Genomic DNA, 16076 nt, shown 5'->3' on the forward strand with positions numbered 1-16076 from the left:
CGCACCCCGAAAGGTACGGTCCCTCAAGCCTTCAACTGCCCTCAGCTAGAAGCCGACGTCAGCTCTGGCCGCCGGCCAGCTTCTCGCGCAGAGCGGCAAGCGCCTCGTCCGAGGCCAGCGCGCCGGAGTTGTCCGGGCCCTCGGAGGAGTACGAACCGCCACCACCGGACGCGGCCGGAGCGGCAGCCTCGCCACCCTCGGCAGCGGCCTTCTCGTCCGCCTCGCGGGACTTGATGACCTGCGCCTGGTGCTGCTCGAAGCGCTGCTGCGCCTCGGCGTACTGCGTCTCCCACGCCTCGCGCTGGGTCTCGTAGCCCTCGAGCCAGTCGTTGGTCTCGGGGTCGAAGCCCTCGGGGTAGATGTAGTTGCCCTGGTCGTCGTAGGACGCGGCCATGCCGTACAGGGTCGGGTCGAACTCGACCGCGGCCGGGTCGGCACCGAAGGACTCGTTGGCCTGCTTCAGCGAGAGGCTGATGCGACGGCGCTCGAGGTCGATGTCGATGACCTTGACGAAGATCTCGTCGTTGACCTGGACGACCTGCTCCGGGATCTCCACGTGGCGCTCGGCCAGCTCGGAGATGTGGACCAGACCCTCGATGCCCTCGTCCACGCGGACGAACGCACCGAACGGAACCAGCTTCGTGACCTTGCCGGGCACGACCTGGCCGATCTGGTGGGTGCGGGCGAACTGCTGCCACGGGTCTTCCTGGGTCGCCTTCAGCGACAGGGAGACACGCTCGCGGTCCATGTCGACGTCGAGGACCTCGACGGTGACTTCCTGGCCGACCTCGACAACCTCGGACGGGTGGTCGATGTGCTTCCAGGAGAGCTCGGAGACGTGGACCAGACCGTCGACGCCACCCAGGTCCACGAAGGCACCGAAGTTGACGATCGAGGAGACGACGCCGGAACGGACCTGACCCTTCTGGAGGGTCGTGAGGAACGTCTGGCGGACCTCGGACTGGGTCTGCTCCAGCCAGGCACGGCGGGACAGGACCACGTTGTTGCGGTTCTTGTCCAGCTCGATGATCTTGGCCTCGAGCTCCTTGCCCACGTAGGGCTGGAGGTCGCGGACGCGGCGCATCTCGACCAGGGAGGCCGGGAGGAAGCCACGGAGGCCGATGTCGAGGATGAGACCACCCTTGACGACCTCGATGACGGTACCGGTGACGATCCCGTCCTCTTCCTTGATCTTCTCGATGGTGCCCCAGGCACGCTCGTACTGGGCGCGCTTCTTCGAGAGGATCAGGCGGCCTTCCTTGTCCTCCTTCTGGAGAACAAGGGCTTCGATCTCGTCACCGACGGCGACGACCTCGTTGGGGTCGACGTCGTGCTTGATCGAGAGCTCGCGGCTCGGGATCACGCCTTCGGTCTTGTAACCGATGTCGAGCAGGACCTCGTCCCGGTCGACCTTCACGATGACGCCGTCGACGATGTCGCCGTCGTTGAAGTACTTGATCGTCTCGTCGATCGCGGCGAGGAAGGCTTCCTCGTTACCGATGTCGTTGACCGCTACCTGCGGGGTGGTGGCGGTGGTCTCGGTGCTGCTCGTCATGTGGGAAAGGGCTCCGGTACGGACATTGAAGTCGTAGGTACTGCTACGCCGGGAGCCCGTTTCGCTCTGCAGAAGCCGGACAGCCAAGGAAGCGCCACGCAGAAACGGTGGCGCCTCGACAACCGAGGGGACATACATACAGATGCGAGCGCAGCCTGCTACGTCTGAGGTGCGCAGGCCCGCAGCGCAACTTGTAGCATACGGGGGCAGCCGGGCAGGGTCAATGCGCGAAGCCGCCCACGCGGGGCGGATCGCCGCATTCCCGGCACAAGTCGTGTCGTCCGAGGCCACGCGGGCCGTACGACGTCCCCTTTGTGACGCCACCGGGACCGGCTGGACGGAAGAGTACGACGAGGGAGCCGATCATCCAAGAGTCCGAAGCGTCCGAACCCGAGGCCACCCGGCGTGACGCCGATGTCGCCGAAAGCTCCCGGGCCAATCGTGGCTGGTGGGACCGCAACGCGGACGAGTACCAGGTCGAGCACGGCACGTTCCTCGGCGACGACCGCTTCGTCTGGGGGCCCGAGGGCCTGGACGAGGTGGAGGCCGAACTGCTGGGCCCACCGGAGGGGCTGAAGGGCCGCGACGTGCTGGAGATCGGCGCCGGCGCCGCCCAGTGCTCGCGCTGGCTGACCGCCCAGGGCGCGCGTCCGGTCGCCCTGGACATCTCGCACCGGCAGCTCCAGCACGCGCTGCGCATCGGCGGTTCCTTCCCCCTGGTGTGCGCCGACGCCGGTGCGCTGCCGTTCGCGGACGGCTCGTTCGACCTGGCCTGCTCGGCGTACGGGGCGCTGCCCTTCGTCGCTGATCCGCGCCAGGTCCTGCGGGAGGTGCGCCGGGTGCTGCGGCCCGGGGGCCGGCTCGTCTTCTCGGTGACGCATCCGATCCGCTGGGCCTTCCCCGACGAGCCGGGGCCGGAGGGCCTGTCGGTGTCGGCTTCCTACTTCGACCGCACCCCTTATGTCGAGCAGGACGACGAGGGCCGGGCCGTCTACGTCGAGCACCACCGCACGCTGGGCGACCGTGTCCGGGACGTCGTGGCGTCGGGCTTCCGTCTGGTCGACCTGGTGGAGCCGGAGTGGCCCGTGTGGAACACGTCCGAGTGGGGCGGCTGGTCGCCGTTGCGCGGGAACCTGATCCCGGGGACGGCGATCTTCGTCTGCGAGCGAAGCGAGACGGGGGCGCCCCCGGCCGAAGGCCTGGGGAGGGATTGACCCACGCGCGCGTGGCGCGTCTTCCCGCGTACGAAACTGAGAGCGTGATCCGTTACGACGCCCTGGAATCCCTGCCCGTGCGCGGTGCCCTGCCCGCCCTGCGCGAAGCCCTCGACGGGCACGGCACCGCCGTCCTCGTGGCGCCGCCCGGCACCGGCAAGACGACGCTGGTGCCTCTGGCGCTGGCGGGACTGCTCGGGGAGGGGCCCGGGCGGCGGGTGATCGTGGCCGAGCCGCGGCGGATCGCGGCCCGGGCCGCGGCGCGCCGGATGGCGTGGCTGCTGGGCGAGAAGCCGGGCGAGAGCGTCGGCTACACCGTGCGCGGGGAACGGGTCGTCGGGCGGCACACGCGCGTGGAGGTCGTGACGACCGGTGTGCTCGTCCAACGGCTGCAACGGGACCAGGAGCTGGCCGGAGCGGACGTGGTGGTGCTCGACGAGTGCCACGAGCGGCACCTGGACGCGGACACGGCGGCGGCCTTCCTCTGGGACGTGCGTCAGACGCTGCGTCCGGAGCTGCGGCTGGTGGCCGCCTCCGCGACGACCGACGCGCAGGGGTGGGCGCGGCTGCTGGGCGGGGCGCCGGTGGTCGAGGCGCGGGGCACGGCGTATCCGGTGGAGGCCGTGTGGACGCCGCCGGTGCGGCCCGTGCGCCCGCCGCACGGGATGCGGGTCGATCCGGCGCTGCTGACGCACGTGGTGTCCGTGGTGCGGCGGGCGCTGGCCGAGCGGGAGGGCGACGTGCTGTGTTTCCTGCCGGGTGTGGGTGAGATCGCCCGGGTCGCCGGGCAGCTCGGGGGGCTCGGTGAGGTCGAGGTGCTCCAGGTGCACGGGCGGGCGCCGGCGGCCGTGCAGGACGCGGTGCTGGTGCCCGGGGAGCGCCGACGCGTCGTGCTGGCGACGTCGGTCGCGGAGTCGTCGCTGACGGTGCCGGGGGTACGCGTGGTCGTGGATTCGGGGCTGTCGCGCGAGCCGCGGGTGGACCACGCGCGCGGGCTGAGCGCGCTGACGACGGTGCGGGCGTCGCAGGCGGCCGGGCGGCAGCGGGCGGGGCGGGCCGGGCGTGAGGCGCCGGGGGCGGTGTACCGCTGCTGGGCGGAGGCCGAGGAGGCGCGGCTGCCGCGGTTTCCGTCGCCGGAGATCAAGGTGGCCGACCTGACGGCGTTCGCGCTCCAGGTGGCGTGCTGGGGGGATCCGGACGCGTCGGGTCTGGCGCTGCTGGACGGGCCGCCGAGTGGGGCGATGGCTGCGGCGCGGGAGGTCCTGGCGGCGGTGGGGGCCGTGGACTCCGCCGGGCGGGCCACGGAGCGGGGGGTCCGGCTGAGCCGGGTGGGCGTGCATCCCCGGCTGGGGCGGGCACTGCTCGACTCCGTCCCGTTCACGGGCGCCGAGCGGGCTGCGGAGGTCGTGGCCCTGTTGAGCGAGGAGGCACCGCGGGAGTACGGCGACGATCTGGCCGGTGCCCTGCGTCGTGCCCGGCGTGGGGGTGACGCCTATTCCTCACGGTGGCGGACCGAGGTCCGGCGGCTGCGGGCCGCCGTCGCCGAGGTCTCCCGCACGCCCGTCGGCAGCGGGCATCCGCGGGCCGGGACGGGCGGCCTCGGGAAGCTCTCCGAGGATCGACAAGCAGGTCTCGTCGCCGCTCTCGCCTTTCCCGAGCGGGTCGCCAGGGCAGACGGCGGGTCGTATCTCATGGTGTCCGGGACACGGGCTGAGGCCGGCGCGGGGAGTGCGCTGAGCGGGGCGGAGTGGGTGGCCGTCGCCGTGGCGGACCGGCCCGTCGGCAGGGGGCACGCGCGCGTGCAGTCGGGGGCGGTCGTGGACGAGGACGTGGCCCGGCTCGCCGCGGGCGCGCTCCTCGACGAGCGGGACGAGGTCGGGTGGGACGGTGGGGACGTCGTCGCGCGGAGGGTCGAGCGGCTGGGGGCCGTGGAGCTGACGGTACGGGCACTGAAGGACCCCGGTCCCGGGCTCGTGCGCGACGCCCTGCTCGACGGGCTGCGGCGGGAGGGATTCGGACTGCTGCGGTGGTCGGCGGAGGCCGATGCCCTGCGGCAGCGGCTGGCGTTCCTGCGGCTCCATGTCGGTGCGCCCTGGCCGGACGTGTCCGACGACGCGCTGCACGCGCGCGTGGAGGAGTGGCTGGAGCCGGAGCTCGGCCGGGCACGGCGGCGGGCCGATCTGGCGCGGATCGACGCCGGGCAGGCGCTCGCCCGGCTGCTGCCCTGGGCCTCCGGGGAGGCGGGGCGGCTCGACGAGCTGGCCCCGGAGCGGATGACGGTGCCGAGCGGTTCGAGGATCCGGATCGACTACTCCCGGCCCGAGCAGCCTGTGCTGGCGGTGAAGCTTCAGGAGATGTTCGGGCTCCAGGAGTCGCCCCGGGTCGCCGGCGTGCCGCTGCTCGTGCACCTGCTGTCCCCGGCCGGGCGCCCGGCCGCCGTCACCGCCGATCTCGCCTCGTTCTGGCGCGACGGTTACCGAGGCGTACGGGCGGAGCTGCGGGGGCGGTATCCGAAGCATCCGTGGCCCGAGGACCCGGCGGGTGCCGAGCCGACCCGGCACACCAACGCGCGGCTCAGGCGCTGACCGACGACGGTTCCTCGGCCGCCGTGGGTGCCGGGCCCGAGGGGCGGCGGCCGCGCGCCTCCAGGTACAGCGCGAGGGCCAGCAGGAGGACACCGAGGGTCAGGGAGCCCCAGGGCAGGTAGGACGTCATCAGCAGGATGAGCAGACGCTGGGACTTCACCAGGTCGACGGTGTGCGTGATGTAGTCCTCGCGCATCTTCACGTGGCCGGCGAACGCGGTCACCTTGTCGCGGTCACCGAGGAGGGCTCCGCCGCGCAGTTCCTCCCGGTGGATCTCCTCTCCGTACACGGGCGCACCGGTGAGGGGCTCGACCCAGAACTTGCGGACCGTGGTGTACCAGCGGGTCGTGCCGGTCCGTGCCACCGCCTCGGGGGTGAGGCCCTCGACGGGCAGGGTCTTCGGAATCTTCACCTTGGTCCAGGGGATGGTCTGCTCGAAGTAGTAGACCTCCAGACCGCGGAAGTCCCGGGTGCCCTCGTAGGTGATGGGCGCGGTGATGCGGGCCTGGGCGTCGAAGTACTCGTAGGCCCGTTTCTCCGTCAGGAAGGGCCACTTGAACTCGATGCCCGTGCGGCGCACCGGGTCGCCGTCGACCATTTCGCCGGTGGCGTGGACGGGTTCCTGGGTGTGGGCGTCGAAGATGTAGCGCTCGGGGATCTTGGAGACCATCTTGCCGTCGGGGCCCACGACGTAGGACAGGCCGTCCCAGACGACGACGTCCCGCCCGGCCGACTCCTCGATCCGCTCGGAGGCCTCCACGTTGCCCTTGAGGGTCTGGACGATGGTGACCTTGGGGACCTTCTTCGCCCGCATGGTGCCGTAGTCGAGGAGGGTGGCGTCCTTCGCCTCAAGGACCATGTCCTGGTACTGGTTCGCGGGGACCTTGGCCAGGCGCGGGAAGGCGTACCAGCGCAGCAGCGGGGACAGGGCCGCGAAGAACACGGCGAGGGCGAGCAGGACCAGGCCGGCCTTGCGGCGCATCTCGGCCTCCCTCCCGGGCAGGCGGTCAGGGGTGTGCGGGCACGGTCGTCAGCAGCGGCTTCGGGGACGTCCCGCCCGAGGGGGTGCCGAGGGCGGTCAGCGTCAGGACCACGGCGAACGCGACGGCGAGACCGGTGGCGGCGGCGATGAGGGCGCGCATACGGAGCCTCCCCGCGGGTCGTGACGGAGAGAACTGATACTCCGTCAGGTTTCTCGGCACCGTAGCAACGCGCGGCGGAGATGAGAACACGTTGCACACACAACGACGCCCCTCCTCATAAGGAGGGGCGTCGCGGGTCGTACCTGAGAGCTATGCGCTCGGACTGGCCGACGGGCTCGGCGAGGACGTCTCGGCCGCAGCCACGGTCAGTTCGACGGTGAGCGCCGCTCCGCCGGCCGTGGTGATGCGCAGCAGGAACGTGCCGGTCGTGTCGTCCGCGTAGAGCTTCGGCAGCTTCAGCAGGCCCTTGGCGTCCGTCTTCAGGCCCGTGAGGCTGCGGACGGTCTTGCCGTCGGCGTCCTTGAAGTAGGGGCCCTTGTCGTTGGCGGTCGCGTCGTCCGCCGACGTGATCAGCGTGGCGGTGGCCGCGACACCGTCGGCGACGGCGCCGTTGTACGTGGCCTTCACCTCGACCTGGTCGGCGAACTCGCCGCCCGGGGCGCAGGTCAGTGCGGCGTCACCGGTGCGGGCGAGGGCGTCCGCGGCGCGCTCGGTGACGGTGGCCTTGTAGTCGAGGCCCGGGACGGTACGGCCCACGACGGTGGCGCGGACGGTGACGGCGCCGGTCTTCTCCCCCGCCTGGAGGGCGGGCGCCACGGCCACGCCGGAGCTGTTGGTGGCGACCGTGGCCACGCTCTCACCGCCGGTGAAGGTGGTGTCCGTGTCGCCGACGATCGTGAAGCGGACCCTGACCTTGGCGACGGCCTTGCCGGCCTCCGTCTCGGCGCGGGTGCTGATCCGCTTGCTGAACGCGTCGCCCGCCATGGCGGTGAGCTTCGCGGTGCCGGCGTCCTCCAGGTGGTCCACCGTGTCGGTGGGCGTGGGAGACGTCGTGGGCGGCGTGGACGGCGTGCCGGGCGGCGTGGTGGGCGGCTTCGGGGTCGTCGTACCGCCGCCGGGCTTCCCGGGCTTACCCGGCTTGCCGGGCTTGCCGGGCTTGGGGCGGTCGGGCCCGGGCGTCGAGCTGCCGGGAGGGGTGGTGCCCGGAGTGGTGGGCGTAGGGCTCGCACCCGCACCGTCGTCGCTGCGGTTGTCGGGCAGCGTGCCGGTGCCGTCCGGGACCTCGTGCGTGCCCTTGCGGTAGTACTCCAGCCACCTCATGACGAGGCTCAGGTACTCCCGCGACTGGTTGTAGCTGAGGATCGCACGGTCGAGGTCGTCCTGGTCGGACAGGTCCCAGTTGTTGCGGCACAGGTAGTGGCCGGCGGCGAGCGCGGCGTCGTAGATGTTGTTGGGGTCCTTCTTGCCGTCCGCGTTGCCGTCGCGGCCGGCCCACGCCCAGGTGGAGGGGATGAACTGCATGGGGCCGACGGCCGAGTCGTACGTGCTGTTGCCGTCGTACGCGCCGTCGTCGGTGTCCTTGATGAGGGCGAAGCCGTTGCCGTCGAGCTGCGGGCCCAGGATCGGCTTGATGGTGGTGCCGTCGGCCCTGACCTGGCCGCCGCGAGCCTGTCCCGACTCCACCCGGCCGATGGCGGCGAGGAGTTGCCAGGGGAGGTTGCAGCCCGGCTTCTTTTCGCGCAGCGCGGTCTCGGCCTTCTTGTAGGCGTCGAGGACGGTCGCGGGAATGCCGGCTTCCGTGACGCCCGTGCCGCCCGGGCCGGGACCCGTGGACGGTGACGGGTTCGGGCTCTTGAGCGGAGGCAGATCCGTGTAGTAGGGCGAGTTGCCGGTGGCGCTGCCGTCGGAGGCACTCGCTTCGGGTGAGGGGGTGGCGTCGGCGGCGGTCTGTCTGCCGTGGTCGTTCACACCCGGAGCCTGGGAGGCGGACAGGGCCGCGACCGCCACCGCGGCCACGGCGGTGGTCGCCGCCCCCTTGCGCAGCCTCCTGCCGAATTGCGCCGCCATAGAGTGAACCCCTCCCGTGGACGCCTGAGCGCCCGGTCTACGTCTGCAGTGTTCGCCCTGTTGTGACGATCCAACCGCCCGAGGGGTTGCCCTCCGACGGCCACAACTCTGTTCTCTTGCGTGCTCTGCTCTTTACCGCGTTCACGTGATCGACGCACTCCCCGCGCGGCGACTCTGGCGACCCTACGACAACTTCCTTTGCTCGGGCACCCGTTCGTGACCGTTTTTCACCGGTTGGTCATGTGTGCCGCGTGACGTCGTCCGCGGACCGGCATCCCGCATACTGGGCCACTCACCGCCGGGCGTCCCGGCCCGGTGCAATGACCGTCGCGGGGAGCCGAGTTGCCGTTCACGCTGAGCCATGCGGCAGCCGTGCTGCCCGCCGTCCGCACCGACGGCACCGGCCGGGGTCCGCTGGTGCCCGCCGTGCTCGTGGCGGGTTCCTTCGCGCCCGACATGACCTACTACGCGGCGAGTGCGCTGTCCGGGGCGATGGAGTTCGGTGACGTCACGCACGCCCTCCCGGGGGTCTTCACGATCGATGTGCTCATCGCCTGGGCGCTGGTGGGGCTGTGGCTGCTGGCGCGTGAGCCGCTCGTCGCGCTGCTGCCGCGGGCCCGGCAGGGGCGGGTGGCGGCCCTGCTGCGGTGCGGGGCGCCGCGCGAGCGGGTGCGGCCGTCGCTGGTGGCGCGGTGGTACGTGTCCGCGGTGCTCGGTGCGCTGACCCATGTGGTGTGGGACGCGTTCACGCATCTCGACCGGTGGGGCATGCGGCTGTTTCCGGTGCTGGGCCGGGAGGTGGCGGGCTCGCCGCTGTACTGGTACCTGCAGTACGGCGGTTCGGCGGTGGCCGCGGTCGTGATCGCCGTGTTCGTGGTGCGTGCGCTGCGGCGGACGCCCGTACGCGAGCCGGTCGGGGTCCCCGTTCTCGCGGTACGGGACCGGTGGGCGGCCGCTGCCCTGATCGGCGGCTTCGCGCTGGCGGGAGCGGTGCAGCGGGCGTCACGGTGGTGGGCGTACTGGGGCTCGGCCGCGAAGCCGTGGGAGATCATTCCGACGGTGTGCTTCGGCGCCGGCGCGGGACTCGTCCCGGCGCTGCTGCTCTACGCCGTGGGGGTCAGGGCGCGGCGTCCGGTTCCGGTCCCCACCGGTCCTGCCCCCGCCGCCGAGACGGAGCCGAGCCGTCCGGCTGCTCGCTGAGCGTGCTGTCCGTCGTGATGTACACGGTGATGGTGGTGTGCGCGGGGCGGGGGCGTGGGAGCAGGGTGAGGACGAGCGTCAGGTAGTCACGGGCCAGTCTCGCCCAGGGGCGAGAAGGTTTGCCCGGGGTGCCAGGGGTGCCGGAGGGCCGGGTCCCGGAGGGTAGGTGGCCGACGCCGGCGGACGGACCGGGGCCGGCCGACTCGGCGTGGACGCCGATGACGGCGGACAGAGTCCCGGCATCGGCGAGGCCGGTGAGGGCGGCCAGAGTCTCCGCATCAGCCAGGCCGGTGAGTCCGGCCAGGGCCTCGGTACTCGCGAGGGACGGAGCGGCGGTCAGGTCTCCGGTGTCTGCCGACGAAGTGGGTCGCCGTCCGCGGGGGGCCAGGCGCTGCCGGAGGTCCGCCGTCGCGAGGCGCAGGGCCGTGGTGAAGGTGACGGGGACGCGAACCGTACTGGCGGCGGCCTCGAACGCCGGGGCCGGCGGCAGTGCCATGCCTGGTGCCGTGCGGCGGAGGAGCGTGCGTATACCCATGCCCCGCATCTTTGCGACCCCCAGGGGCGCGGGCGCCTTCTCGGGGGCCACGCGAGTGACGGTTTCCGCGGGACGGCGGACGGCTGGAGCACCCCGGCGCCCCGGCTCGGTCGGACCCCGGCGCCCCGGCTCGGTCTGACCCCGGCGGCGAGGCCGGGCGGCACCCGGAGAGCCACAGCCGGGGCAACCCGTGTGCCGCGACCTGAACCCTCGGCACCCGCATCTTCGTGACCCCCAGGGGCGCGGGCGCCTTCTCGGGGGCCACGCGAGTGACGGTTTCCGCCGGACGGCGGACGGCTGGAGCACCCCGGCGCCCAGGCTCGGTCGGACCCCGGCGGCGACCGGGCGGCACCCGGAGAGCCACAGCCCGGGCAACCCGTGAGCCGCGACCTGAACCCTCGGCACCCCGGCTCGGCCGGACCCCGGCGGCGAGACCGCGCGGCACCCGGCGGCGCCCCGGCTCGGCCAGACCCCGGCGGCGACCGGGCGGCACCCGGGGAGCCACGGCGGGGCAACCCGTGTGCCGCGGCCTGAACCCTCGGCGCCCCGGCTCGGTCAGACCCCGGCGGCGACCGGGCGGCACCCGGGGAGCCACAGCCGGGGCAACCCGTGTGCCGCGGCCTGGACCCTGGGCGCCCCTGCCGAGCCGGAAGCCCGACGGCCCGGCCCGGGCAGCGCCCCCGCCCCCGCCCCCGCACCCCACCCGAGAAGGCGCGCCGGGCCGGGCAGCGGCTAGTGCGCCGCCGACTCCCAGTCCGGGCCCGCACCCACCGAGACACCCAGGGGGACCCGGAGAGCGACGGCGTCGGCCATCTGCCGGCGGACCAGTTCCTCGGCGGCGGCCCGCTCCCCGGGGGCGATCTCCAGCACGATTTCGTCGTGGACCTGGAGGAGCATGCGGGAGGCCAGGCCGGCGTCCTTCAGGGCGTCGTCGACCTTGAGCATGGCGATCTTGACGATGTCGGCCGCGGTGCCCTGGATGGGCGCGTTCAGCGCCATCCGCTCGGCGGCCTCGCGGCGCTGGCGGTTGTCGCTGTTGAGGTCGGGCAGGTAGCGGCGGCGCCCGAAGAGCGTCGCCGTGTAGCCCGTGGCCCGGGCCTCGTCGACCGCCCGGCGCAGATAGTCCCGTACGCCGCCGAACCGCTCGAAGTAGGCGTCCATCAGGGCGCGTGCCTCCGCCGCCTCGATGTTCAGCTGCTGGGACAGGCCGAAGGCCGAGAGCCCGTAGGCGAGGCCGTACGACATGGCCTTGATCTTGCGGCGCATCTCGGCGTCGACCGCGGTCGGCTCGACCGCGAAGACCTGGGAGGCGGCCGTGGTGTGCAGGTCCTCGCCGGAGGTGAACGCCTCGATCAGGCCCTCGTCCTCGGAGAGGTGCGCCATCACACGCAGCTCGATCTGGCTGTAGTCGGCCGTCATCAGCGACTCGAAGCCCTCGCCGACGACGAAGCCCCGGCGGATCGCCCGGCCCTCGTCGGTGCGGACCGGGATGTTCTGGAGGTTGGGGTCCGTGGAGGACAGGCGGCCGGTGGCGGCGACGGTCTGGTTGAACGTCGTGTGGATGCGGCCGTCCGCGGCGATCGTCTTGATCAGGCCCTCGACGGTCACGCGGAGCTTGGCCTGCTCGCGGTGGCGGAGCATGATCACCGGCAGCTCGTTGTCCGTCTGCGTGGCGAGCCAGGCGAGGGCGTCGGCGTCCGTGGTGTAGCCGGTCTTGGTCCGCTTGGTCTTGGGCAGGGCCAGCTCACCGAAGAGGACTTCCTGGAGCTGCTTGGGCGAGCCCAGGTTGAACTCGTGCCCGGCCGCCGCGTGGGCCTCCTTGACCGCCTGCTGGACGGCGCCGGCGAACATCTGCTCCATGGCCTCCAGGTGGGGCCGGTCGGCCGCGATGCCGTGCCGCTCCATGCGGGCGAGCAGCGCGGACGTGGGCAGCTCCATGTCGCGCAGCAGGTCGGCGGCGCCGACCTCCTCCAGACGGCCCTCGAAGGCCTGGCCCAGGTCGAGGACGGCACGGGCCTGGATCATCAGGGCCTCGGCCTCGGCGCCGTCGTCCGCCCCGAAGGCGAGCTGGCCGTCGGCAGCGGCGGCCGGCGTCAGCTCGCGGTGCAGGTACTCCAGGGACAGCGCGTCCAGGTCGAAGGAGCGGCGTCCCGGCTTGACCAGGTACGCGGCGAGCGCCGTGTCCATGGTGACGCCCTCGACGCTCCAGCCGTGCTCGGCGAAGACGCGCATGGCGCCCTTGGCGTTGTGGAGGATCTTGGGCCGGGCGGCGTCGGCGAGCCAGGCGGCGAAGGCCCTCTCGTCGGCCTCGTCCAGCTGGGAGGGGTCGAACCAGGCGGCGGGTCCGCCGGGCGCGGCGAGGGCGACCTCGGCGACCGAGCCGGTGCCGAGCGCCCAGGTGTCGACCGTGGCGATGCCGAGGGGCTGGGTGCCGTGCTCGGTGAGCCAGGCGGGCAGCTCGCCGGTGGAGAGCACAGCGCCGTCCAGCTCCACGCCTTCGGTGCTGACCGGGGTGGTCTCGGCCTCCTCGGCGCCGGGGTCGACGGCGAAGAGCCGCTCGCGCAGCGAGGGGTTCCTGATCTCCAGGGTGTCCAGGATCATCGCGACGGCCTTGCGGTCGTAGGCCGCGCGCTCCAGGTCGGTGACGCCCTTGGGGAGCTCTACCCGGCGCTCCAGCTCGGTGAGCCGGCGGTTGAGCTTGACGGATTCCAGGTGGTCCCGGAGGTTCTGGCCGGCCTTGCCCTTGACCTCGTCCACGCGCTCGACGAGCTCGGCGAAGGAGCCGAACTGGTTGATCCACTTCGCGGCGGTCTTCTCGCCGACGCCGGGGATGCCGGGGAGGTTGTCGGAGGGGTCGCCGCGCAGGGCCGCGAAGTCGGGGTACTGCGCGGGCGTCAACGCGTACTTCTCGAACACCTTCTCCGGGGTGAAACGGGTCAGCTCGGAGACGCCCTTGGTCGGGTACAGCACCGTGGTGTGCTCGCTGACCAGCTGGAAGGAGTCGCGGTCGCCGGTGACGATCAGCACCTCGAAGCCCTCGGCCTCGGCCTGGGTGGCGAGCGTGGCGATGACGTCGTCCGCCTCGAAGCCGTCCACCGCGAAGCGGGCGACGCCCATCGCGTCCAGCAGCTCGCCGATCAGCTCGACCTGGCCCTTGAACTCGTCGGGGGTCTTGGAGCGGTTCGCCTTGTACTCCGTGAACTCCTGGGAGCGCCAGGTCTTGCGGGAGACGTCGAAGGCGACCGCGAAGTGCGTGGGCGCCTCGTCGCGCAGCGTGTTGGCCAGCATCGACGCGAAGCCGTAGATCGCGTTCGTCGGCTGGCCCGTCGCGGTGGTGAAGTTCTCCGCGGGCAGCGCGAAGAACGCGCGGTAGGCCAGCGAGTGCCCGTCCATGAGCATCAGTCGCGGCCGGCTGCCGCCGGAGGTCTGGTCGGTCGTCTTCGATGCTGTCTCTGCCACGCCCCCGATCCTGCCACGCCCCACTGACAGTCGGTCCCGCCCCCGCGGGTGCCGGGTCCGGACGCGCCCCCACGAGGAACCCCGCTCCCCCGCCGCCGGCGCCTCCGGCCCGACCGCAACCGCTGTCACCACCACGTGCGAGGATCGGAGACGTACCTCACAGCGCAGTCGAAGGGGAGTGTGCGATGGCGTCGAAGCCGCCCAAGAGCGATCCGGTTCAGGACGCGCCGCAGGTCGCCGGGCCGAAGCGCGCGGCCGCAGGACTCCCGGCCATCGGCCACACGCTGCGGATCGCCCAGCAGCAGATGGGTGTGAAACGCACCGCCCTGACGCTGCTGAGCGTGAACCAGAAGGACGGCTTCGACTGCCCAGGCTGCGCCTGGCCCGAGCCGGAGCACCGGCACAAGGCGGAGTTCTGCGAGAACGGCGCGAAGGCCGTGGCCGAGGAGGCCACCCTGCGCCGCGTCACGCCCGAGTTCTTCGCCGCCCACCCGGTCGCCGACCTGGCCGGGCGCAGCGGCTACTGGCTGGGCCAGCAGGGCCGGCTGACCCACCCCATGTACCTGCCCGAGGGCGGCTCGCACTACGAGCCGGTCACCTGGGAGCGCGCCTTCGACATCATCGGTGAGGAGATCGCCGCGCTCGCCTCCCCGGACGAGGCCGTCTTCTACACGTCCGGCCGCACGAGCAACGAGGCCGCGTTCCTCTACCAGCTGTTCGCCCGCGAGTTCGGCACGAACAACCTCCCCGACTGCTCGAACATGTGCCACGAGTCGTCCGGCTCGGCCCTGTCGGAGACGATCGGCATCGGCAAGGGCAGTGTCCTGCTGGAGGACCTCCACCAGGCCGACCTGATCATCGTCGCCGGGCAGAACCCGGGGACGAACCACCCGCGCATGCTGTCCGCGCTGGAGAAGGCCAAGGACAACGGCGCGAAGATCATCAGCGTCAACCCGCTGCCCGAGGCGGGCCTGGAGCGCTTCAAGAACCCGCAGACACCGCAGGGCATGATCAAGGGCGCCGCGCTCACCGACCTGTTCCTGCAGATCCGCATCGGCGGCGACCAGGCCCTGTTCCGCCTGCTGAACAAGCTGATCCTGGAGACGGACGGCGCGGTCGACGAGGCGTTCGTGCGCGAGCACACGCACGGCTACGAGGAGTTCGCCGAAGCCGCCCGTGCCGCCGACCGCGACGAGACGCTCACGGCGACCGGCCTCACTCAGGAGGACATCGACAAGGCCCTCCGTATGGTCCTGGCCTCGCAGCGCACCATCGTGTGCTGGGCGATGGGCCTCACCCAGCACAAGCACTCGGTCCCCACGATCCGGGAAGTCGTCAACTTCCTGCTGCTGCGCGGCAACATCGGCCGCCCCGGTGCGGGTGTGTGCCCGGTGCGCGGGCATTCGAACGTGCAGGGCGACCGCACGATGGGCATCTTCGAGCGGCCCGCCCCGGCGTTCCTGGACGCCCTGGAGAAGGAGTTCGGCTTCGCGCCCCCGCGCGAGCACGGCTATGACGTCGTGCGTGCCATCCGCGCCCTGCGCGACGGCGAGGCGAAGGTGTTCTTCGCCATGGGCGGCAACTTCGTCTCGGCGTCCCCCGACACGGACGTCACCGAGGCGGCCATGCGCCGCGCCCGGCTGACCGTGCACGTGTCGACGAAGCTGAACCGCTCGCACGCGGTCACAGGCGCACGTGCCCTGATCCTCCCGACGCTCGGGCGTACCGAGCGCGATGTGCAGGGCAGCGGCGAGCAGTTCGTGACCGTCGAGGACTCGATGGGCATGGTGCACGCCTCCCGGGGCCGCCTGGAGCCCGCGAGCCGGCACCTGCTGTCGGAACCGGCCATCGTCAGCCGCCTGGCCCGCCGCGTGCTGGGCGAGGACAGCCGCACGCCGTGGGAGGAGTTCGAGAAGGACTACGCGGCGATCCGCGACCGCATCGCACGCGTGATCCCGGGCTTCGAGGACTTCAACGCGCGCGTGGCGCGCCCCGGCGGCTTCGCCCTCCCCCACGCCCCGCGCGACGAGCGCCGCTTCCCCACCGCCACCGGCAAGGCCAACTTCACGGCCGCGCCCGTGGAGTACCCGCGGCTGCCCGAGGGCCGCCTGCTGCTCCAGACGCTGCGCTCGCACGACCAGTACAACACCACGATCTACGGCCTCGACGACCGCTACCGGGGCATCCGGGGCGGCCGGCGGGTGGTCCTGGTCAACCCGGAGGACGCCCGGGCCCTGAAGGTGGCGGACGGGTCGTACGTGGACCTGGTGAGCGAGTGGAGGGACGGCGTGGAGCGCCGGGCCCCCGGCTTCCGCGTCGTGCACTACCCCACGGCCCGGGGCTGCGCCGCCGCGTACTACCCGGAGACCAACGTGCTGGTGCCGCTGGACGCCACCGCGGACACCAGTAACACCCCGGCCAGCAAGTCCGTCGTGGTGCGTCTGGAACAATCGGCGACCGACTGAGCGTTCGCTCAGT

At 72.3% G+C, this 16076-nt stretch carries 10 protein-coding genes; 4 read left to right on the forward strand and 6 right to left on the reverse strand.

The genetic code is table 11. From position 1 onward, the window contains the following. Positions 1-58: 58 nt before the first annotated feature. Positions 59-1555, reverse strand: a complete 1497-nt coding sequence (rpsA, locus tag AB0E85_RS19200) for a 30S ribosomal protein S1 (protein WP_361928368.1) — start codon at positions 1553-1555, stop codon at positions 59-61. A gap of 362 nt (positions 1556-1917) precedes the next feature. On the opposite strand from rpsA, the gene AB0E85_RS19205 reads away from it, so the two are divergent. Together AB0E85_RS19205 and hrpB are read left to right on the forward strand one after the other, a co-directional pair. Further along, positions 1918-2769: a class I SAM-dependent methyltransferase gene (locus tag AB0E85_RS19205; RefSeq protein WP_361928428.1), complete on the forward strand. Its 852-nt coding sequence runs from the start codon at positions 1918-1920 to the stop codon at positions 2767-2769. 44 nt (positions 2770-2813) lie between these two features. After that, on the forward strand, positions 2814-5354 hold the full coding sequence (hrpB, locus tag AB0E85_RS19210; protein ID WP_361928371.1) for an ATP-dependent helicase HrpB: 2541 nt from the start codon (positions 2814-2816) through the stop codon (positions 5352-5354). On the opposite strand, the gene AB0E85_RS19215 is transcribed toward hrpB, so the two are convergent. From AB0E85_RS19215 to AB0E85_RS19225, 3 genes are all read right to left on the reverse strand, one after another. Next, the gene (locus AB0E85_RS19215) at positions 5344-6336 is read right to left on the reverse strand and encodes a DUF3068 domain-containing protein (protein WP_361928374.1); all 993 of its coding nucleotides are present in this window, start codon (positions 6334-6336) and stop codon (positions 5344-5346) included. The two genes, hrpB and AB0E85_RS19215, sit on opposite strands and share 11 nt — an antisense overlap. A 25-nt stretch (positions 6337-6361) precedes the next feature. After that, complete coding sequence (locus tag AB0E85_RS19220) at positions 6362-6496, reverse strand: SPW_0924 family protein (RefSeq protein WP_107308296.1); 135 nt, start codon at positions 6494-6496, stop codon at positions 6362-6364. Between the two features lie 150 nt (positions 6497-6646). Beyond that, complete coding sequence (locus tag AB0E85_RS19225) at positions 6647-8404, reverse strand: lytic transglycosylase domain-containing protein (protein ID WP_361928377.1); 1758 nt, start codon at positions 8402-8404, stop codon at positions 6647-6649. A 342-nt stretch (positions 8405-8746) separates the two neighbouring features. Between AB0E85_RS19225 and AB0E85_RS19230 the strand changes: the two genes are divergently transcribed. Further along, on the forward strand, positions 8747-9604 hold the full coding sequence (locus AB0E85_RS19230; protein ID WP_361928380.1) for a DUF4184 family protein: 858 nt from the start codon (positions 8747-8749) through the stop codon (positions 9602-9604). Here AB0E85_RS19230 and AB0E85_RS19235 read toward each other — a convergent pair. Both AB0E85_RS19235 and polA read right to left on the reverse strand, forming a co-directional pair. After that, positions 9522-10139 (reverse strand): hypothetical protein, encoded by a 618-nt coding sequence (locus AB0E85_RS19235; RefSeq protein ID WP_361928383.1) that lies wholly within the window; start codon positions 10137-10139, stop codon positions 9522-9524. The genes AB0E85_RS19230 and AB0E85_RS19235 overlap by 83 nt on opposite strands. Before the next feature lie 732 nt (positions 10140-10871). Further along, the gene (gene polA, locus AB0E85_RS19240; protein ID WP_361928386.1) at positions 10872-13598 is read right to left on the reverse strand and encodes a DNA polymerase I; all 2727 of its coding nucleotides are present in this window, start codon (positions 13596-13598) and stop codon (positions 10872-10874) included. 185 nt (positions 13599-13783) lie between these two features. Between polA and AB0E85_RS19245 the strand changes: the two genes are divergently transcribed. Further along, entirely contained in the window at positions 13784-16063 is a 2280-nt protein-coding gene (locus tag AB0E85_RS19245; RefSeq protein WP_361928388.1) for an FdhF/YdeP family oxidoreductase, read from the forward strand. Positions 16064-16076 lie beyond the last annotated feature (13 nt).

Origin of the sequence: Streptomyces sp. NPDC029044, from assembly GCF_040637495.1 — a bacterium.
Lineage (GTDB): Bacteria > Actinomycetota > Actinomycetes > Streptomycetales > Streptomycetaceae > Streptomyces.

Bases quoted from the DNA above. Each gene is read 5' to 3' on its own strand.
- rpsA (WP_361928368.1), bottom strand. From the start codon at position 1,555: ATGACGAGCAGCACCGAGACCACCGCCACCACCCCGCAGGTAGCGGTC.
- AB0E85_RS19235 (WP_361928383.1), bottom strand. From the start codon at position 10,139: ATGGGTATACGCACGCTCCTCCGCCGCACGGCACCAGGCATGGCACTG.
- AB0E85_RS19225 (WP_361928377.1), bottom strand. From the start codon at position 8,404: ATGGCGGCGCAATTCGGCAGGAGGCTGCGCAAGGGGGCGGCGACCACC.
- AB0E85_RS19245 (WP_361928388.1), top strand. From the start codon at position 13,784: ATGGCGTCGAAGCCGCCCAAGAGCGATCCGGTTCAGGACGCGCCGCAG.
- AB0E85_RS19220 (WP_107308296.1), bottom strand. From the start codon at position 6,496: ATGCGCGCCCTCATCGCCGCCGCCACCGGTCTCGCCGTCGCGTTCGCC.
- AB0E85_RS19215 (WP_361928374.1), bottom strand. From the start codon at position 6,336: ATGCGCCGCAAGGCCGGCCTGGTCCTGCTCGCCCTCGCCGTGTTCTTC.